Origin of the sequence: Streptomyces sp. SudanB25_2051, from assembly GCF_964272635.1 — a bacterium.
Lineage (GTDB): Bacteria > Actinomycetota > Actinomycetes > Streptomycetales > Streptomycetaceae > Streptomyces.
This window is the reverse complement of sequence record NZ_OZ186787.1, coordinates 4,669,747-4,686,502: the sequence shown is the minus strand read 5'-3', so window position 1 is coordinate 4,686,502 and position 16,756 is coordinate 4,669,747. Positions and strand designations below refer to the sequence as shown.

Annotated in this window: 13 protein-coding genes; 8 read left to right on the top strand and 5 right to left on the bottom strand. The window is 72.9% G+C overall.

Going from position 1 to position 16,756, the window contains the following annotated elements; translation table 11 throughout:
* Nucleotides 1–74 precede the first annotated feature (74 nt).
* The 4 genes from gcvT to ACSUPT_RS21150 all read left to right on the top strand — a co-directional run bounded on the left by gcvT (nucleotide 75) and on the right by ACSUPT_RS21150 (nucleotide 4,519).
* Entirely contained in the window at nucleotides 75–1,190 is a 1,116-nt protein-coding gene (gene gcvT / locus ACSUPT_RS21165) for a glycine cleavage system aminomethyltransferase GcvT (protein ID WP_404149356.1), read from the top strand.
* A 96-nt stretch (nucleotides 1,191–1,286) separates the two neighbouring features.
* On the top strand, nucleotides 1,287–1,661 hold the full coding sequence (gcvH, locus tag ACSUPT_RS21160) for a glycine cleavage system protein GcvH (protein WP_351966807.1): 375 nt from the start codon (nucleotides 1,287–1,289) through the stop codon (nucleotides 1,659–1,661).
* A gap of 34 nt (nucleotides 1,662–1,695) precedes the next feature.
* A complete protein-coding gene (gene glyA, locus ACSUPT_RS21155) occupies nucleotides 1,696–2,955 on the top strand; it encodes a serine hydroxymethyltransferase (protein ID WP_351966808.1) in 1,260 nt (419 codons plus the stop codon).
* 196 nt (nucleotides 2,956–3,151) lie between these two features.
* Nucleotides 3,152–4,519, top strand: coding sequence for an L-serine ammonia-lyase (locus tag ACSUPT_RS21150; protein ID WP_351966809.1), 1,368 nt, complete (start codon nucleotides 3,152–3,154; stop codon nucleotides 4,517–4,519).
* 72 nt (nucleotides 4,520–4,591) lie between these two features.
* Here ACSUPT_RS21150 and ACSUPT_RS21145 read toward each other — a convergent pair whose 3' ends face one another.
* On the bottom strand, nucleotides 4,592–4,807 hold the full coding sequence (locus ACSUPT_RS21145; protein ID WP_351966810.1) for an EF-hand domain-containing protein: 216 nt from the start codon (nucleotides 4,805–4,807) through the stop codon (nucleotides 4,592–4,594).
* A gap of 92 nt (nucleotides 4,808–4,899) precedes the next feature.
* Here ACSUPT_RS21145 and ACSUPT_RS21140 point away from each other — a divergent pair, with 92 nt between their 5' ends.
* Entirely contained in the window at nucleotides 4,900–5,538 is a 639-nt protein-coding gene (locus ACSUPT_RS21140) for a GNAT family N-acetyltransferase (RefSeq protein WP_436945274.1), read from the top strand.
* Nucleotides 5,539–5,837: 299 nt separating this feature from the next.
* On the opposite strand, the gene ACSUPT_RS21135 is transcribed toward ACSUPT_RS21140, so the two are convergent.
* The 4 genes from ACSUPT_RS21135 to ACSUPT_RS21120 all read right to left on the bottom strand — a co-directional run bounded on the left by ACSUPT_RS21135 (nucleotide 5,838) and on the right by ACSUPT_RS21120 (nucleotide 10,428).
* A complete protein-coding gene (locus ACSUPT_RS21135; RefSeq protein ID WP_351966812.1) occupies nucleotides 5,838–6,344 on the bottom strand; it encodes an ATP-binding protein in 507 nt (168 codons plus the stop codon).
* A 445-nt stretch (nucleotides 6,345–6,789) separates the two neighbouring features.
* A complete protein-coding gene (locus ACSUPT_RS21130) occupies nucleotides 6,790–7,557 on the bottom strand; it encodes an enoyl-CoA hydratase/isomerase family protein (protein ID WP_023586458.1) in 768 nt (255 codons plus the stop codon).
* Between the two features lie 87 nt (nucleotides 7,558–7,644).
* A complete protein-coding gene (locus ACSUPT_RS21125) occupies nucleotides 7,645–8,901 on the bottom strand; it encodes an Ig-like domain-containing protein (protein ID WP_436945273.1) in 1,257 nt (418 codons plus the stop codon).
* A gap of 285 nt (nucleotides 8,902–9,186) precedes the next feature.
* Nucleotides 9,187–10,428: a L,D-transpeptidase gene (locus tag ACSUPT_RS21120; protein ID WP_436945272.1), complete on the bottom strand. Its 1,242-nt coding sequence runs from the start codon at nucleotides 10,426–10,428 to the stop codon at nucleotides 9,187–9,189.
* A 292-nt stretch (nucleotides 10,429–10,720) separates the two neighbouring features.
* Between ACSUPT_RS21120 and glgX the strand changes: the two genes are divergently transcribed.
* From glgX to ACSUPT_RS21105, 3 genes are all read left to right on the top strand, one after another.
* Complete coding sequence (glgX, locus tag ACSUPT_RS21115) at nucleotides 10,721–12,931, top strand: glycogen debranching protein GlgX (protein WP_436945270.1); 2,211 nt, start codon at nucleotides 10,721–10,723, stop codon at nucleotides 12,929–12,931.
* 77 nt (nucleotides 12,932–13,008) lie between these two features.
* Nucleotides 13,009–14,856: an ABC transporter ATP-binding protein gene (locus tag ACSUPT_RS21110; RefSeq protein ID WP_365724947.1), complete on the top strand. Its 1,848-nt coding sequence runs from the start codon at nucleotides 13,009–13,011 to the stop codon at nucleotides 14,854–14,856.
* Nucleotides 14,853–16,748 carry an ABC transporter ATP-binding protein gene (locus ACSUPT_RS21105; RefSeq protein WP_436945269.1) on the top strand — a complete coding sequence of 632 codons (1,896 nt, stop codon included), beginning with the start codon at nucleotides 14,853–14,855 and terminating at the stop codon, nucleotides 16,746–16,748. Before ACSUPT_RS21110 ends, ACSUPT_RS21105 begins: the two co-directional genes overlap by 4 nt.
* Nucleotides 16,749–16,756: the final 8 nt, after the last annotated feature.

Here is a 16,756-nt window from a genome sequence, read left to right as displayed (position 1 = left end):
GAACCTCTCAGGTTCCGATGACAGATGGGGAGGACCGTCCTCGCCACCCATGCCCCGGACCTGGGAGCCCTTTCATGAGCACTTCCCCCCGCCGCACGGCCCTCGATGCGCTGCATCGTTCGCTGGGCGCGACCATGACCGACTTCGCCGGCTGGGACATGCCGCTGCGGTACGGCAGCGAGCGGGACGAGCACAACGCCGTCCGCACGCGGGCCGGCCTGTTCGACCTCTCCCACATGGGCGAGATCACCGTGACCGGCCCGCAGGCCGCCGAGCTCCTCGACTACGCCCTGGTCGGCAACATCGGCGGCGTCGGCACGGGCCGGGCCCGCTACACGATGATCTGCCGCGAGGACGGCGGCATCCTGGACGACCTGATCGTGTACCGGCTCCAGGAGCGCGAGTACATGGTCGTCGCCAACGCCTCCAACGCCCAGGTCGTGCTGGACGCGCTGACCGAGCGGGCGGCCGGCTTCGACGCCGAGGTCCGCGACGACCGCGACGCCTACGCGCTGATCGCCGTGCAGGGCCCCGAGTCGCCGGGCATCCTCAAGTCGCTCACCGACGCGGACCTGGACGGCCTGAAGTACTACGCCGGACTGCCCGGCACGGTCGCCGGCGTCCCGGCGCTGATCGCCCGTACGGGTTACACGGGCGAGGACGGCTTCGAGCTGTTCACCGCGCCCGAGCACGCCGAGACCCTGTGGAAGGCGCTGACCGAGGCGGGCGAGGGCGTCGGCCTGATCCCGTGCGGCCTGTCCTGCCGGGACACGCTGCGCCTGGAGGCGGGCATGCCGCTGTACGGGCACGAGCTGACGACCGACCTGACCCCGTTCGACGCGGGCCTCGGCCGGGTCGTGAAGTTCGAGAAGGCCGGCGACTTCGTGGGCCGCGCCGCGCTGGAGGCGGCCGCCGCGCGCGCCGAGTCCGCGCCGCCGCGCAAGCTGGTCGGCCTGGTCGCCGAGGGCCGCCGCGTCCCGCGCGCCGGGATGGCCGTCGTCGCGGGCGGCGAGGTGATCGGCGAGGTCACCTCGGGCGCCCCGTCCCCGACGCTGGGCAAGCCGATCGCCATGGCGTACGTGGACGCGGCGCACGCCGCCCCGGGCACGCCGGGCGTGGGCGTCGACATCCGCGGTACCCACGAGCCGTACGAGGTCGTGGCGCTGCCGTTCTACAAGCGTCAGAAGTGACACGCTCGCGAGCAGGCCGCTCGCGGCGCGCGACGTGATCCCGCACACCCCCTCCCCGTTCACCAGCACTCCCGCCCGTACAGGAGAATTCAGGTCATGAGCAACCCCCAGCAGCTGCGCTACAGCAAGGAGCACGAGTGGCTGTCGCCCGCCGAGGACGGCGTGTCGACGGTCGGCATCACCGAGCACGCGGCGAACGCCCTCGGCGACGTCGTGTACGTCCAGCTCCCGGAGGTCGGCTCCACGGTCACCGCGGGCGAGACCTGCGGTGAGCTGGAGTCCACCAAGTCGGTCAGCGACCTGTACTCGCCGGTCACCGGTGAGGTCGTCGAGGCGAACCAGGAGGTCGTGGACGACCCGGCCCTGGTGAACACCGCTCCGTTCGAGGGCGGCTGGCTGTTCAAGGTGCGCGTCACGGAGGAGCCGGCCGACCTGCTCTCCGCCGACGAGTACACCGAGTACGCCGGCTGACCGGCCCGACACCCACACCCCTAGGGACCGCGTGATGTCGCTTCTGAACACCCCTCTCCACGAGCTGGACCCGGACGTCGCCGCCGCCGTCGACGCCGAGCTCCGCCGCCAGCAGAACACCCTGGAGATGATCGCCTCGGAGAACTTCGCTCCGGTCGCGGTCATGGAGGCCCAGGGCTCCGTCCTCACCAACAAGTACGCCGAGGGCTACCCCGGCCGCCGGTACTACGGCGGCTGCGAGCACGTCGACGTGGTCGAGCAGATCGCCATCGATCGCATCAAGGCGCTGTTCGGCGCCGAGCACGCCAACGTGCAGCCGCACTCGGGCGCGCAGGCCAACGCCGCCGCGATGTTCGCCCTGCTCAAGCCGGGCGACACGATCATGGGTCTGAACCTCGCGCACGGCGGGCACCTGACCCACGGCATGAAGATCAACTTCTCCGGCAAGCTCTACAACGTCGTCGCGTACCACGTCGACGACGCGACGGGCCAGGTCGACATGGCCGAGGTCGAGCGCCTCGCCAAGGAGGCCAAGCCGAAGCTGATCGTCGCCGGCTGGTCCGCCTACCCGCGGCAGCTGGACTTCGCGGCGTTCCGCCGGATCGCCGACGAGGTCGGCGCGTACCTGATGGTGGACATGGCCCACTTCGCGGGCCTCGTCGCGGCCGGGCTCCACCCGAACCCGGTGCCGCACGCCCACGTGGTCACCACGACCACCCACAAGACGCTGGGCGGCCCGCGCGGCGGTGTCATCCTGTCGACCGCCGAGCTCGCCAAGAAGATCAACTCCGCGGTCTTCCCCGGCCAGCAGGGCGGCCCGCTGGAGCACGTCATCGCGGCGAAGGCGGTCTCCTTCAAGGTCGCGGCGAGCGAGGAGTTCAAGGAGCGCCAGGAGCGCACCCTGGCCGGCGCGAAGATCATCGCCGAGCGCCTGGTCCAGGCCGACGTGGCGGAGGCGGGCGTCTCCGTCCTGTCCGGCGGCACGGACGTGCACCTGGTCCTGGTCGACCTGCGCAACAGCGAGCTGGACGGCCAGCAGGCCGAGGACCGCCTCCACGAGGTCGGCATCACGGTCAACCGGAACGCCATCCCGAACGACCCGCGGCCCCCGATGGTCACCTCGGGCCTGCGCATCGGCACGCCGGCGCTCGCCACGCGCGGTTTCCAGGCGGAGGACTTCACCGAGGTCGCCGACATCATCGCCGAGACGCTGAAGCCGTCGTACGACGCGGACGCGCTGAAGGCCCGGGTCACGGCGCTCGCCGCCAAGCACCCGCTCTACCCCGGTCTGTAGGACCGTCCGGCGCCCTCGTGGCGTCGGACACATCCGCGACCACACGGCGGGGCACCGCGCACACTGGAAGACGAGTGAGTGCGGTGCCCCGCGCCATGTCCCCCCACCCTCCCCCATCTCATCCCACCCCCTCCCCCCCCAGCCCTTCCCTGCACCACCCAGGCAGACAGCGGCGTCTACCTCTAGGAGTACTCCCGTGGCCATCTCGGTCTTCGACCTGTTCTCGATCGGCATCGGCCCGTCCAGCTCCCACACGGTCGGCCCGATGCGGGCGGCCCGAATGTTCGCGCGCCGCCTGAAGAACGAGGGGCTCCTCGCCCCGACCGCGTCGGTCCGCTGCGAGCTGTACGGCTCACTGGGCGCCACCGGCCACGGCCACGGCACCCCCAAGGCCGTCCTGCTGGGCCTGGAGGGCAACTCGCCCCGCACCGTCGACGTGGAGACGGCCGACGAGCAGGTCGAGCGGATCAAGCAGAGCGGCCGGATCAACCTGCTGGGCGCGCACGAGATCGCCTTCGACTTCGACGCCGACCTGGTCCTGCACCGCCGCCAGACCCTTCCCTACCACGCCAACGGCATGACCTTGTGGGCGTACGACGCCGACGGCGGGACGCTGCTGGAGAAGACGTACTACTCCGTCGGCGGCGGGTTCGTCGTGGACGAGGACGCGGTCGGCGCCGACCGGATCAAGCTGGACGACACGGTCCTGAAGTACCCGTTCCGCACGGGTGACGAGCTGCTGCGGCTCACCCGCGAGACCGGGCTGTCGATCTCCGCGCTGATGCTGGAGAACGAGAAGGCGTGGCGCACCGAGGAGGAGATCCGCGCGGGGCTGCTGGAGATCTGGCGGGTCATGCGCGAGTGCGTCGACCGGGGCATGTCCCGCGAGGGCATCCTGCCCGGCGGTCTGAAGGTCCGCCGCCGCGCCGCCACGACCGCCCGCAAGCTGCGCTCCGAGGGCGACGCCCAGGCGCTCGCCATGGAGTGGATCACCCTGTACGCGATGGCGGTGAACGAGGAGAACGCCGCCGGCGGCCGGGTCGTGACCGCCCCGACGAACGGCGCGGCCGGCATCATCCCGGCGGTGCTGCACTACTACATGAACTTCGTGCCGGGCGCCGACGAGGACGGTGTCGTGCGCTTCCTGCTGGCGGCGGGCGCGGTCGGCATGCTGTTCAAGGAGAACGCCTCCATCTCCGGCGCCGAGGTCGGCTGCCAGGGCGAGGTCGGCTCGGCCTGCTCGATGGCGGCGGGCGCCCTCGCCGAGGTCATGGGCGGCTCCCCGGAGCAGGTGGAGAACGCCGCCGAGATCGGCATGGAGCACAATCTGGGCCTGACCTGCGACCCGGTGGGCGGCCTCGTCCAGATCCCGTGCATCGAGCGCAACGGCATGGCCGCGGTCAAGGCCGTGACGGCCGCCCGCATGGCGATGCGCGGCGACGGCAGCCACAAGGTCTCCCTCGACAAGGTCATCAAGACCATGAAGGAGACGGGCGCGGACATGTCCGTCAAGTACAAGGAGACCGCCCGGGGCGGCCTGGCGGTGAACATCATCGAGTGCTGAGGCCCCGGTCGGGGTCCGCGTACGCCGAGGGGGCGCCGCCGCAGGAAGCGGGGCGCCCCCTCGGGCACCGGTTCAGGCCTTGTTGAGGTGGCTCCAGAACTCGTCCCAGCTCAGGAGGCCGTCCGCGTTGCCGTCCTGGGCGTTGATGATCGCCTGGGCGACCGTCTCGGTGACGTTGAAGTCGCCCAGCTGCGCCATCACGCTCTTGTACTCAGCGGCCGTGATGTATCCGTCGCCGTTCACGTCGTAACGGTCGAAAGCCTTGCGCGCAGACTCGATGTCCGCCATCGCTCCACCCCTTCATATGTCTGTACTACGGCCGTAAGAGTAACGGCAGGGGTGGCGGCCGTCGGCTGTGGGCCGTGGAGGACGATGGCGGCATGAGCGATGAGGTGGCACGTGTCCTGAGCGCCGCGGCGCGCGGCGAGTTCCCGGCGCCGGACGGCACCACGCGGATCGTCCCCCAGCCGAACCGGCGCGACGCCGGCGTGCTGGCGTTCACGGCGCATTCGGTGGTCTTCCTGGACGAGGACCCCGAGTGGATCCGCGCCGAGCTGGCCGCCGCCGGGTGCGATCCGCTGGCCGCGTCGGTGCACCCGCTGTTCCTCGCGTCGCTGATGCGCCGTACGGGCCGGACGATGGACGTGGTGGACCTGCTGACCGTGGCGTCCGCGCTGCCCGGCGAACCGCCGGTGGAGCTGCGGGAGATCGAGGACCCGGACCACCCGCGGGTGGTGCGGGCGCGGAAGTACCGCGACGACGTACGGGTGTGGCGCGCGGACGGGGGCGTCCTCATCCTGGGGCGTGCCATCGCGGGCCGCTGGGAGGCCGCGATCGAGGTGGACGAGGAGACGCGGGGCGGGGGCCTGGGGGCCCGGCTGGCCCTGGCGGCGCGCCATCTCGTGCCGGGCGGCCATGTGTGGGCGCAGCAGCCGCCGGGCAACGCGCGCAGCGTGCGGACCTTCCAGGCGGCCGGGTTCCGGGCGGTGGGCGCGGAGGCACTGCTGATCGCCAGCTGAGCGGAAATACTCGGCCGATTCAATAGTTATTCATGCTTTGCCAGGCTTGTTGTTCACTTCACCTTGGAAATGTTGGACGGATGTCCGGTGTGGGGTGCTTTGATGGCGATCGACGGTTTGGCGGCAAGGCCGCCTGTCTGCCATAGTCGGTTCCACGACCCCCTCGACCCGGGCCAGGTCGTCGACAGCGCTGTCGGACACACCCCTTTTCGTCCGCGGCGCTCCCTCAGAAGCCCCCGCGCGCCCATCACGGCGACAGGGGGCTTCTGGCGTATCCGGCCCGCGTCCGGGCGGGTGGCTCAGCGGTCGGTGACGCGGATCTCGAACCAGGTGTTCTTGCCGCGCGGCAGCAGGTCGACGCCCCAGCGGTCCGACAGCTTCTCCACGAGGAACAGCCCCCGGCCGCTGACGTCCAGGGGGCGTACCGGCATCAGACAGGGCAGACCGCGCGACGGATCGCGGACGTCCACCCGGATCCGGCCACCCCGCCGCCGGGTCATCCGTAACCCGAACGCCCGTGCGCCGGTGTGCCGCACGGCGTTGCCGACCAGTTCGGAGACGAGGAGGATCACGTCCTCGGCGATCTGCGGGCCGAGGCCCCAGGTCCGCATGACGACGATCTGGGCGAGCCGGCGGGCGATCGCGGCGGACTCGGGGCGGGAGGGCAGGCGCACCTCGTCGACGCTCGGATCGCCGTACATCTCCAGGGCCTTGAGGGCCTGTTCGTCATCCGCGGAGGGTACCCATCTCGCCGCGGTGGCCCCGCCGTGCTCCCACGGTCGCTCCACACCATCCAGCCCCGCCATGCGCACCATCATGGCCGTCCGGCGCGGCCCGCGGGGCGGTTCCGCGGGAATCGCGTCCGCGGCACCGGCGCCTCCGGGTGCCGCCGAGGGCATATGCCGGAGGCATCGGAAAACCGTCGCACCCCGCCTGACCTGCGAGGGAGGAGGGGGCCGCCGCGGCGCCGCGGATGGCCGACTTAGGGCGCCTTAACGGTTCCCTGAGGGGGCCTTAAACCACTCGGACGGGGGAATTCCCCCGGCAGGGGTTTCGGGCCCGGCACGTGCTCGGCCCGGAGGCGCTGGGAGGGGGCGCGGAAGGGGCCGGAAGGGGGCCGGAGGTGCCGGGAGGGCCCGTACGGCCTCCCCCGGCACCCCGGTAGCCCGGACCACCCCGGTCGCCCCAGTCGTCTCGGCTGCCCAACCGCCCCGGCGGCCGGCGGCCCGAGGCGGAGGCTGGGGCCGAGGCTCAGACGAACTTGGCCTTGCCCGGGCCCTCCTCGACGAAGCTGCGCATGCCGCGCTCGCGGTCCTCCGTCGCGAAGAGGCCGGCGAACCAGTTGCGTTCGATGGCCAGGCCCGTGTCGATGTCCGTCTCCAGCCCGGCGTCGACCGACTCCTTCGCGGCGCGCAGCGCGAGCGCGGGGCCCTGGGCGAGCTTGGCGGCCCAGGCGTGGGCCTGCTCGTACACCTCGGCGGCGGGGACGACCCGGTCGACCAGGCCGATCGCCAGTGCCTCGTCGGCCTTGACGTGGCGGCCGGTGAAGATGAGGTCCTTGGCCTTGGAGGGGCCGACGAGGCGGGCGAGGCGCTGGGTGCCGCCGGCGCCGGGGATGAGGCCGAGCAGGATCTCGGGCTGGCCCAGCTTGGCGTTGTCGGCGGCGATCCGGAAGTCGGCGCACAGCGCCAGCTCGCAGCCGCCGCCCAGCGCGTAGCCGGTGATCGCGGCGACGACGGGCTTGGGGATGCGGGCGACGGCGGTGAAGGAGTCCTGGAGGGCCTTGCCGCGCAGCACCATGGCCGCGTGGTCCATGACCTGCATCTCCTTGATGTCCGCGCCGGCCGCGAACACCTTCTCGCCGCCGTAGACGACCACGGCGCGCACGTCGTCGCGGCCGGCGGCCTCCTCGGCCAGTTCCTTGAGCCGGTCCTGGGTGGCGATGTCCAGCGCGTTCATCGGGGGGCGGTCCAGGCGGATGGTGCCGACGCCCGCGGAAACTTCGAGAGTCACTGTCATACGGGGCAGGTTAGCCGCCGTTAACGGCTCGGGGACCGGTGCGGTTGGTCACAGCACCGGTCCCCTGGGGCGGAATTCGCCGTTCGGCTACTTGATCCACTCCGACCACGGCATGTTCCAGCCGTTGAGGCCGTTGTCCGGCTGGATCTGCTTGTCCTTGGAGTTCTTCACGACGACCACGTCACCGATGAGGGAGTTGTCGTAGAACCAGGCGGCCGGGGTCGACCCGTCGTAGGCGCCGCGCACATCGCGCAGACCGACGCAGCCGTGGCTGACGTTGGCCGAGCCGAAGGTGCCCGGGGACGCCCAGTAGTTGCCGTGGACGAAGGTGCCCGAGGTGGACAGGCGCATCGCGTGCGGCACGTCCTTGATGTCGTACTCGCCGCCGAAGCCGACGGTCGCGCCGTTCATCCGGGTCACCTTGTACTTCTCGCTGATGACCATCTGGCCGTTGTACGTGGTGGTGGACGGGGCGCCCGCGGTGATCGGGATCGTCTTGATGGTCTTGCCGTCGCGGACGACGGTCATCGTCTTGGCGCTCGCGTCGACGGTGGAGACCTGGCTGCGGCCGATGGTGAAGCTGAACTTCTTGGCCTGCTTGCCGTAGACGCCGGGGCGGCCCTCGACGCCGTCCAGGTTCAGCTCGACGGTCACCTTGGTGCCGGGCGTCCAGTACTTCTCCGGGCGGAAGTCCAGGCGGTCGTTGCCGAACCAGTGGCCCTCGACGCGTACGGCGGGGGTGGCCGTCACCTTGATGCCGGCCTCCACGGCCGCCGGGTCGGTGATGCCGCGGGAGAACTTGATGGACACCGGCATGCCGACGCCGACGGTCTGGCCGTCCTCGGGCGTGTACTGGCCGATGAACGTGTTCTTGGGGACGAGCGTGGTGAACGTCGTGTCCTTGGCCGACTCGCGGCCCGCGGCGTCCTTGGCGACCGCGTGCACCTTGTACCGGGTCGCCGCCGCCAGGTGCCTGACCGGCTGCCAGCTCGCCCCGTCCGCCGACAGGGTGCCCTCGACGGGGCGGCCCTTGGTGTCGGTGACGGTGACCGTGGCCAGCTTGCCCTTCTCCGCGGTGACCTTCAGCGCGCCGCTGGTCGCCACCGACTCGGCGCCGTCCTTGGGCGTGATGGTGACGACGGCCTCGGACGCGGCGTTCGCCACCTGGCCGGAGCCGTTCTTGCCCGGCGCGTTCTTGCCGTCCTCCGCCGAGCCCCCGCCACCGCACGCGGTGACGAGCAGCAGCAGCGTTCCCGCGACGACGGCCAGCGGCCCCCTGCCCCGGCCCCGCCGGCCTCGCGTGGCGACCCCGGCCGACGCCCCCGATATCGGCTGCCCCTTCACGATGAACACTCCCCTCGCACGGCCCCCGGCAACGCCGTGGCCTGCACCCCCGCGCGCTGCACCCGCGCGCACCGCGCTAGATAATCACACCGGAGGCGGCACCGCGCACACCGGATTGTCACCGTTCGGTCCCAACTCGTTCACATGGCAACTTTCCGGTGCCGGGGGGTGCCTGACGCGGCGCGAGGGACGTCCGGGACGCCGGCCCGCGCGGGGCGGGCGACGGCGCGGGGGCGACCCGTACGGGGCGGGCGACGGGCGCGGGGGCGGCCCGCGTGCGCGGCGTCAGCGCAGGGCCGAACCGGCCTTCCAGCGGCGCCAGCCCATGTTCCAGCCGCCCAGGCCGTTGTCGGGGGCCACGGTGCGGTCGCGCGAGTTGACGACCTCGACGACGTCGCCGACCAGGGTCCGGTCGAAGAACCAGCCCGCCGGGGACTCGGCGCTGCCGCCCTTGACGTCCCGCAGCCCGACGCAGCCGTGGCTCACGTTGGAGGCGCCGAACACGGACGGCTCCGCCCAGTAGTTGCCGTGCAGGAAGGTGCCCGACTCGGTGAGCCGCATGGCGTGCGGCACGTCCTTGATGTCGTACTCGCTCTTGCCGCTCGCGTCCTTGAAGCCGACCGTGGCGCCGTTCATCCGGGTCACCTCGTACAGCTCGGTCACCACCATCTTGCCGTTGTACGTGGTGGTCTTCGGCGCCCCGGCCGTGACGGGCAGCGTCGCCAGGAGGCGGCCGTCGCGCCGCACCTCCATCGTGTGCGCCGCCGCGTCGACGCGGGAGACCTGCGAGCGGCCCACCGTGAAGGACACCGTCCGCTGCTGGACGCCGTACACGCCGGGCGCCGCCTCCACGTCCCGCAGCCGCATGTCCACGGTGACGCGCGTGCCGGGCCGCCAGTACCGCTCGGGCCGCAGGTCGAGGCGCTGCGCGCCGAACCAGTGGCCGGCGACCTCGACGGGCGGGTCGGCGGTGACGCGGATGGCCCGCTCCACGGCGGCGCGGTCGTGGACGGGCCGGTTGAAGCGGAACGAGACGATCATGCCGGTGCCGACCGTGGCGCGGTCCTCGGGGGCGAAGTACCCGATGAAGCGGCTCTCCGGCACGAGCGTGGCGAACGTCGTGTGCCGCGCCGAGCGGCGGCCCTCCCCGTCCACGGCGACCGCGTCCACCGCGTACTTGGCGGCGAGCGCGAGGCGCGTCCCCGGCCTCGGCCGCCAGCTCCGGCCGTCGGGCGCCACCGCGCCGGGCACCTCGGCCCGCTCCGCGTCCTGCACCCGGCGCACCCGTACGGACTCCAGCCGCCCGTCCGGCACGCGCACCTCCAGCCGGCCGTCCGGCGGCACACCGCGCGCCCCGTCCCGCGGGGTCACCCGGATCGTGTCCGCCTCGCGGGCCGCCGCGCCCTTCCCGGAGCCGCCGAGGCCCTCGAAGGGTCCGCCCGCGCCGCACCCGGAGAGACCCGCCATCACCGCCCAGACCATCGCCGCCGCGATGCCGAGCCCTGCCCGTTTCCCTACGATTCTCACGGTTCGTCCAACGACGGGCCGGGGCGGGGGAAACGTCTGTACGGGTCGTGTCGGGCGCGCCCATGTTGGGAGCCGGGCAGTCCGGGCAGAACACGGGGAGGACCGGAGCGGGGCAGTCGGGTGCCCCGGGCCGGTCGCCGGACGAGCCGCGGGAGGCCGGCAGGTGTCGAGCGCAGCCGAGCAGAGGCCAGTTCAGGGCGCCCTTCACGGCGCCGTGCCGGGAGGCGTGCCGGACACGCCCCCGGAGGTGCGCCGCACAGGCCCGGACGGGTTACGGCGCACCGGGCGGGCGGTGACCCACACGGGTCCCGGCGCCGGCGCGGGCACGGCGTCGCCGCTGCCGCCGCCGGCCGTCTGGCCGGGGTCGCCGACCCCGCTGGGCGCCCGCTTCCGTACCGGCCCGGACGGGGCGGCCGGCACCAACTTCGCGCTGTGGGCGGGCGGCGCCGAGGCCGTCGAGGTGTGCCTGTTCGCGCCGGACGGCACCGAGACGCGGGTGCCGCTGACCGAGCTGACCCACGAGATCTGGCACGGCTTCGTGCCGGGCGTGCGGCCCGGCCAGCGGTACGGCTACCGGGTGCACGGCCGCTGGGACCCGTGGACCGGCGCCCGCTGGAACCCGGCGAAGCTGCTCCTCGACCCGTACGCGCGCGCGGTGGACGGCGACTTCGACCGGCTGCCGCCCGAGGTGTACGGGCATGTGCGGGACTGGCCGGACCAGCACGTCGCCGACACCGTCCGCGACGACCGCGACTCGGCGCCGTACGTGCCGAAGGCCGTCGTCGTCCACGACGACGCGCCCGGCGACGAGTGGGCCGACGACCGCAGGCCCAAGACGCCGTGGGCGGACTCCGTCATCTACGAGCTCCACGTGCGGGGCTTCACCAAGCGCCACCCCGGCGTCCCCGAGGAGCTGCGCGGCACGTACGCGGGGCTCGCGCACCCGGCGGCGGTCGAGCACCTCGTACGGCTCGGTGTGACGGCGGTGGAGCTGCTGCCCGTCCACCAGTTCGCGCACGAGGACCATCTGCTGCGGCGCGGGCTGCGCAACTACTGGGGGTACAACTCGATCGGCTACTTCGCGCCGCACGCCGCGTACGCCGCGACCGGCACGGGCGGGCAGCAGGTCGGGGAGTTCCGGCGGATGGTGCGGGCGCTGCACGAGGCCGGGATCGAGGTCATCCTCGACGTGGTCTACAACCACACGGCGGAGGCCGGCGAGCTGGGCCCCATGCTGTCGCTGCGCGGCATCGACAACCGGGGGTACTACCGCCTCCAGCCCGACGCCCGCAGGTACGCCGACTACACCGGCTGCGGCAACACCCTGCACGTCGTGCAGCCGCAGGTGCTGCGGCTCATCACGGACTCGCTGCGCTACTGGGTCACGGAGATGGGCGTGGACGGCTTCCGCTTCGACCTGGCGGCGGCGCTGGCCCGGTCGATGCACGACGTGGACATGCTCTCGCCGTTCCTCGCGGTGATCGCCCAGGACCCGGTGCTGCGGCGGGTGAAGCTGATCGCCGAGCCGTGGGACGTGGGCAGCGGCGGCTACCAGGTGGGCGCCTTCCCGCCGCTGTGGACGGAGTGGAACGACCGGTACCGGGACGCGGTGCGGGACTTCTGGCGCGGCGCCCTGCCCGACGTACGGGACCTGGGGTACCGGCTGTCGGGGTCCAGCGACCTGTACGCGTGGGGCGGGCGCCGCCCGTACGCGTCGGTCAACTTCGTCACCGCGCACGACGGGTTCACGCTGCGGGACCTCGTGTCGTACGAGCGCAAGCACAACGAGGCGAACGGCGAGGACAACCGGGACGGCACCAACGACAACCGCTCCTGGAACTGCGGCGCCGAGGGCGAGACCGACGACGAGGCCGTGGGCGCGCTGCGCCGCCGCCAGATCCGCAACGTGCTGACCACGCTGCTGCTGTCCACGGGCGTGCCGATGCTCGTCGCGGGCGACGAGATGGGGCGTACGCAGGGCGGCAACAACAACGCCTACTGCCAGGACAACGAGATCGGCTGGGTGGACTGGTCGCTGCTGGAGGAGCCGTGGGCGCGGGAGCTGCTGGCGCTGTCCCGGCGGCTGCTGGCGCTGCGCCACGCCCATCCGGTGCTGCGGCGGCGGGCGTTCTTCTCGGGCCGGCCGCAGGGCGCGGACGGGCTGCGGGACCTGGCCTGGTTCACGGCGGCGGGCGCGGAGATGACGGAGGGCGACTGGTACGCGCCGGCGCGGACGATCGCCTTCTACCTGTCGGGGCGGGACATCCCCGGGCGCGACGAGCGGGGCCGGGCGATCGTGGACGACAGCTTCCTGGTGATCCTCCACGCGGGTGACGGACCGCTGGAGCACCGGCTGCCGGGGCCGCCGTGGGCGGAGGAGTACGAGCTCGTCGTCGACACCTCGCGGGAGGAGCAGGCCGAGGAGCCCGGCGAGGTGTGCCGGGGCGGCGCGACGGTGACGGTGCCGGCGCGGTCGGCGCTGCTGTGGCGGGTGGTGTCCTGAGACGGCGGGTGAACGGCGGGGCGTTCGGCCGAAAACCATGTGAGCGATGTCAGTGGTGAACCCTAATCTCGGTCCTGATGTCTGCCTCCGCTCTCGCCCCCTCGCGTCCCGACGCCCCCAAGCGTTCCTCCGTGCGCTCGCTGCTGCGGCTGTGGCCGTACCTGCGGCCGGTGCGGGGGCGCTTCCTCACGGCGGCCGTCATCGCGGTGGTGGCGTCCTGTCTGAGCCTGGTCATCCCGCTCGTCCTGAAGTGGATGGTGGACGGGCCCGTCGCCGACCGGGACCCGGACGGCGTGTGGCTGGGCGCCTTCGCGGTGCTGGGCCTCGGGGTGGCCGAGGCGCTGCTGTTCGGGCTGCGGCGCTGGCTGGTGGCGCGGCCGTCGACGGCGGTGGAGGCGGCCTTGCGCGCCGATCTGTTCCGGCGGCTGCAGCGGCTGCCGGTGGCGTTCCACGACCGGTGGGCCTCGGGTCAGCTGCTGTCGCGCGGGACGACGGATCTGTCGCTGCTGCGGATGTTCCTGGTGTTCCCGCTGACGTTCCTGTTCGTCAACGGCGTGACGGTGCTGGCCGGTTTCGTGGTGCTGCTGGCGCAGGACTGGTCGCTGGGGCTGTTGCTGCTGGTGCCGGTGGTGCCGCTGATCGTGGGCTGCTCCATGTTCGAGGCGCGGTACTCGAAGGCGGCGCGGCGGGCGCAGGACCAGGTGGGCGACCTGACGACGCTGGTCGAGGAGAGCGTGCTCGGCATCCGGGTCGTGAAGGGCTTCGGACGGCACCGCAGCCAGGCGCGCGTGTTCCGGGTGCTCGCCGAGCGGCTGCGCGGCACGGAGCTGCACAAGGCGCGGCTGCTGGCGGGCATCTGGGCGTTCATCACGATCGTCCCGGAGCTGGCCATCGGGGCGGCGCTGGTGCTGGGCACGGTGCAGGTGGCGGACGGCGACCTGTCGGCGGGGACGCTGGTGGCGTTCCTGTCGACGGCGCTGGCACTGCGGTGGCCGGTGGAGTCCATCGGCTTCCTGCTGGCGATGAGCCAGGAGGCGGCGACGGCGACGGAGCGGTACTTCGAGGTGATGGACCAGGCGGAGGAGCCGGCCGACTTCGCCGCCGCGGGTCCGGCCGCCGCCCGCCCGGCGCCTGAGGGCGAGGCGCCGGGGCGCGGGGACCTCGGCGGGGTGGTGTTCGAGGGCGTCGTCTTCCGCTACCCGGACGCGCCGGAGGACTCCCCGCCGGTGCTGCGCGGGGTGGACCTGCGCATCCGGCCGGGAGAGACGCTGGCGCTGGTGGGCGCGACGGGCTCGGGCAAGACGACGCTGACGGCGCTGGTGCCGCGGCTGTACGAGCTGGCGGAGGGCCGCATCCTCCTCGACGGCGAGGACATCGCGCGGATGCCCCGCGAGCGGCTGCGGTCACTGGTGTCCGTGGCGTTCGAGGAGCCGACGCTGTTCTCGGCGAGCGTCCGGGACAACGTGCTGATGGGCGCCGGCGGGGAGGCGGGCGACGCGGAGCTGCGACGGGCGCTGGACGTGGCGCAGGCCGGTTTCGTGGCCGACCTGCCGCAGGGCGCCGCGACCGAGGTGGGCGAGCAGGGGCTGAGCCTGTCGGGCGGCCAGCGGCAGCGGCTGGCGCTGGCCCGCGCGGTGGTGGGCAGCCCGCGGTTCCTCGTCCTGGACGATCCGCTGTCCGCGCTGGACGTGCACACGGAGGCGCTGGTGGAGGCCGCCCTGCGGGAGGTGCTGCGGGACACGACCGCGCTGGTGGTGGCGCACCGCCCCTCGACGGTGCTGCTCGCCGACCGGGTGGCGCTGCTGTCGGAGGGCAGGATCGCGGCGGTCGGGACGCACCAGGAGCTGCTGCGGACCAGCGCCGAGTACGCGTGGCTGATGTCGGGCGCGGCAGACACGCCGGGCGGGGAGGACGGGAAGCGATGACGGCTCAGGACCAGGCGCTGGACGACCGGCGCGAGGCGTCCGGGGAGGACCCGTACGCCGCGAAGGCCGCGGGCGGCGGGGGGCCGGACGACCGGGACCCGTTCGACCGGGACGCGCTGCCCGCGCCGAAGGGCGCCACGGGCGCGCTACTGCGTTCGCTGCTGGCGCCCAGGCGGGCGTGGGTGGCGCTGTCGGCGCTGCTGCTCCTCCTCCAGCAGGCGGCGGTGCAGGCGGGCCCGCTGCTCGTCGCGTACGCCATCGACCGTGCCGTGCCCGCACTGCGGCAGGGCGACCACGGGCCGGTGGTGGCGGTGGCCGTCGGGTACGGGCTGTGCGCGCTGGGCGCCGGGCTGTTCCAGTACGGCTTCATCGGCGCGTCGGCGCGGGTCAACCAGGACGTGCTGCTGGACCTGCGGGGGCGGATCTTCCGGCACGCGCAGGCGCTGAGCGTGGACTTCCACGAGCGGTACACGTCGGGGCGGCTCATCTCCCGGTCGACGACCGATGTCGAGTCGCTGCGGGAGCTGCTGAGCGAGGGGCTCCAGGAGCTGATCAACGTGGTGCTGTCGTTCGTCAGCATCTCCTTGATCCTGCTGTGGCTGGACTGGGGCATCGGCGCGGTGGCGGTGGCCTCGTTCGTCCCGCTGTACCTGCTGGTGCAGCTGTACCGGCGGCGGGCGTCGGTGGCGTTCAGCGCGCGGTCCACGGCGATCGCGGCGGTGATCGTGAAGTTCGCCGAGACGATGAACGGCATCCGGCCGGTGCGGGCGTTCCGCCGCGAGCGGCCCAACGACGAGGTGTTCGGCGCGCTGAACCACCACCACGAGCGGCGCAACGGCGACGCGATCCTGGAGATGGCCCGCTATGTGGTGGGCTCCCGGCTGGTGGCGAACACCGCGGTCGCCGGCATGGTGCTGTGGGGCGCCTACCGGGTCGCGGACGGCACGCTGGCGCTGGGCGTGCTGGCCGCGGCCGTGCTGTACATGCGGCGGCTGTACGACCCGATCGACCGGCTGGGGATGTTCCTCAACGCGTACGAGTCGGCCGCCGCGTCCCTGGAGAAGATCGCCGGGCTGCTGGCGCAGCGGCCCACGGTGCCCGAGCCGGAACCGGAGGCGGCGCGGGAGCTGCCGCCCCGGCCGGCCGGGGCGCCGGGACGGGAGGTCGTCTTCGAGGGCGTCAGCTTCGGCTACCGCACGGGCGGCGAGGTGCTGCCGCGCTTCGATCTGGCGATCCCGGCCGGGCAGACGGTGGCGGTGGTCGGTTCGACGGGCGCCGGCAAGTCGACGCTGGCCAAGCTGCTGGCCCGCTTCTACGACCCGTCGCGGGGGCGCGTCCTCCTCGACGGCGTGGACCTGCGGGAGCTGACCACGGCGGAGCTGCGGCGGGGCGTGGTGATGGTGACGCAGGAGGCGTTCCTGTTCTCCGGGACGGTCGCGGAAAACATCGCCGTGGGCCGCCCCGACGCGACGCGTGAGGAGATCGAGCACGCGGCGAAGGCGATCGGCGCCCATGACTTCATCGCGGCGCTGCCCGACGGGTACGACACGGACGTGCGCAAGCGCGGCGGGCGGATCTCGGCGGGCCAGCGGCAGCTGGTGGCGTTCGCCCGCGCGCTGCTCGCCGACCCGGGGGTGCTGATCCTGGACGAGGCGACGAGTTCGCTGGACATCCCCGGGGAGCGGGCCGTGCAGCGGGCGATGGACACGGTGTTGCGCGGCCGTACGGCGGTGGTGATCGCCCACCGGCTGTCCACGGTGGAGATCGCCGACCGGGTGCTGGTGATGGAGCGCGGCCGGATCGTCGAGGACGGGCCGCCGGAGTCTCTGATCTCCGGCGACGGCCGCTTCGCCGGTCTCCACCGGGCATGGCGGGAGAGCCTGGTCGGCTGAGCCGGGCC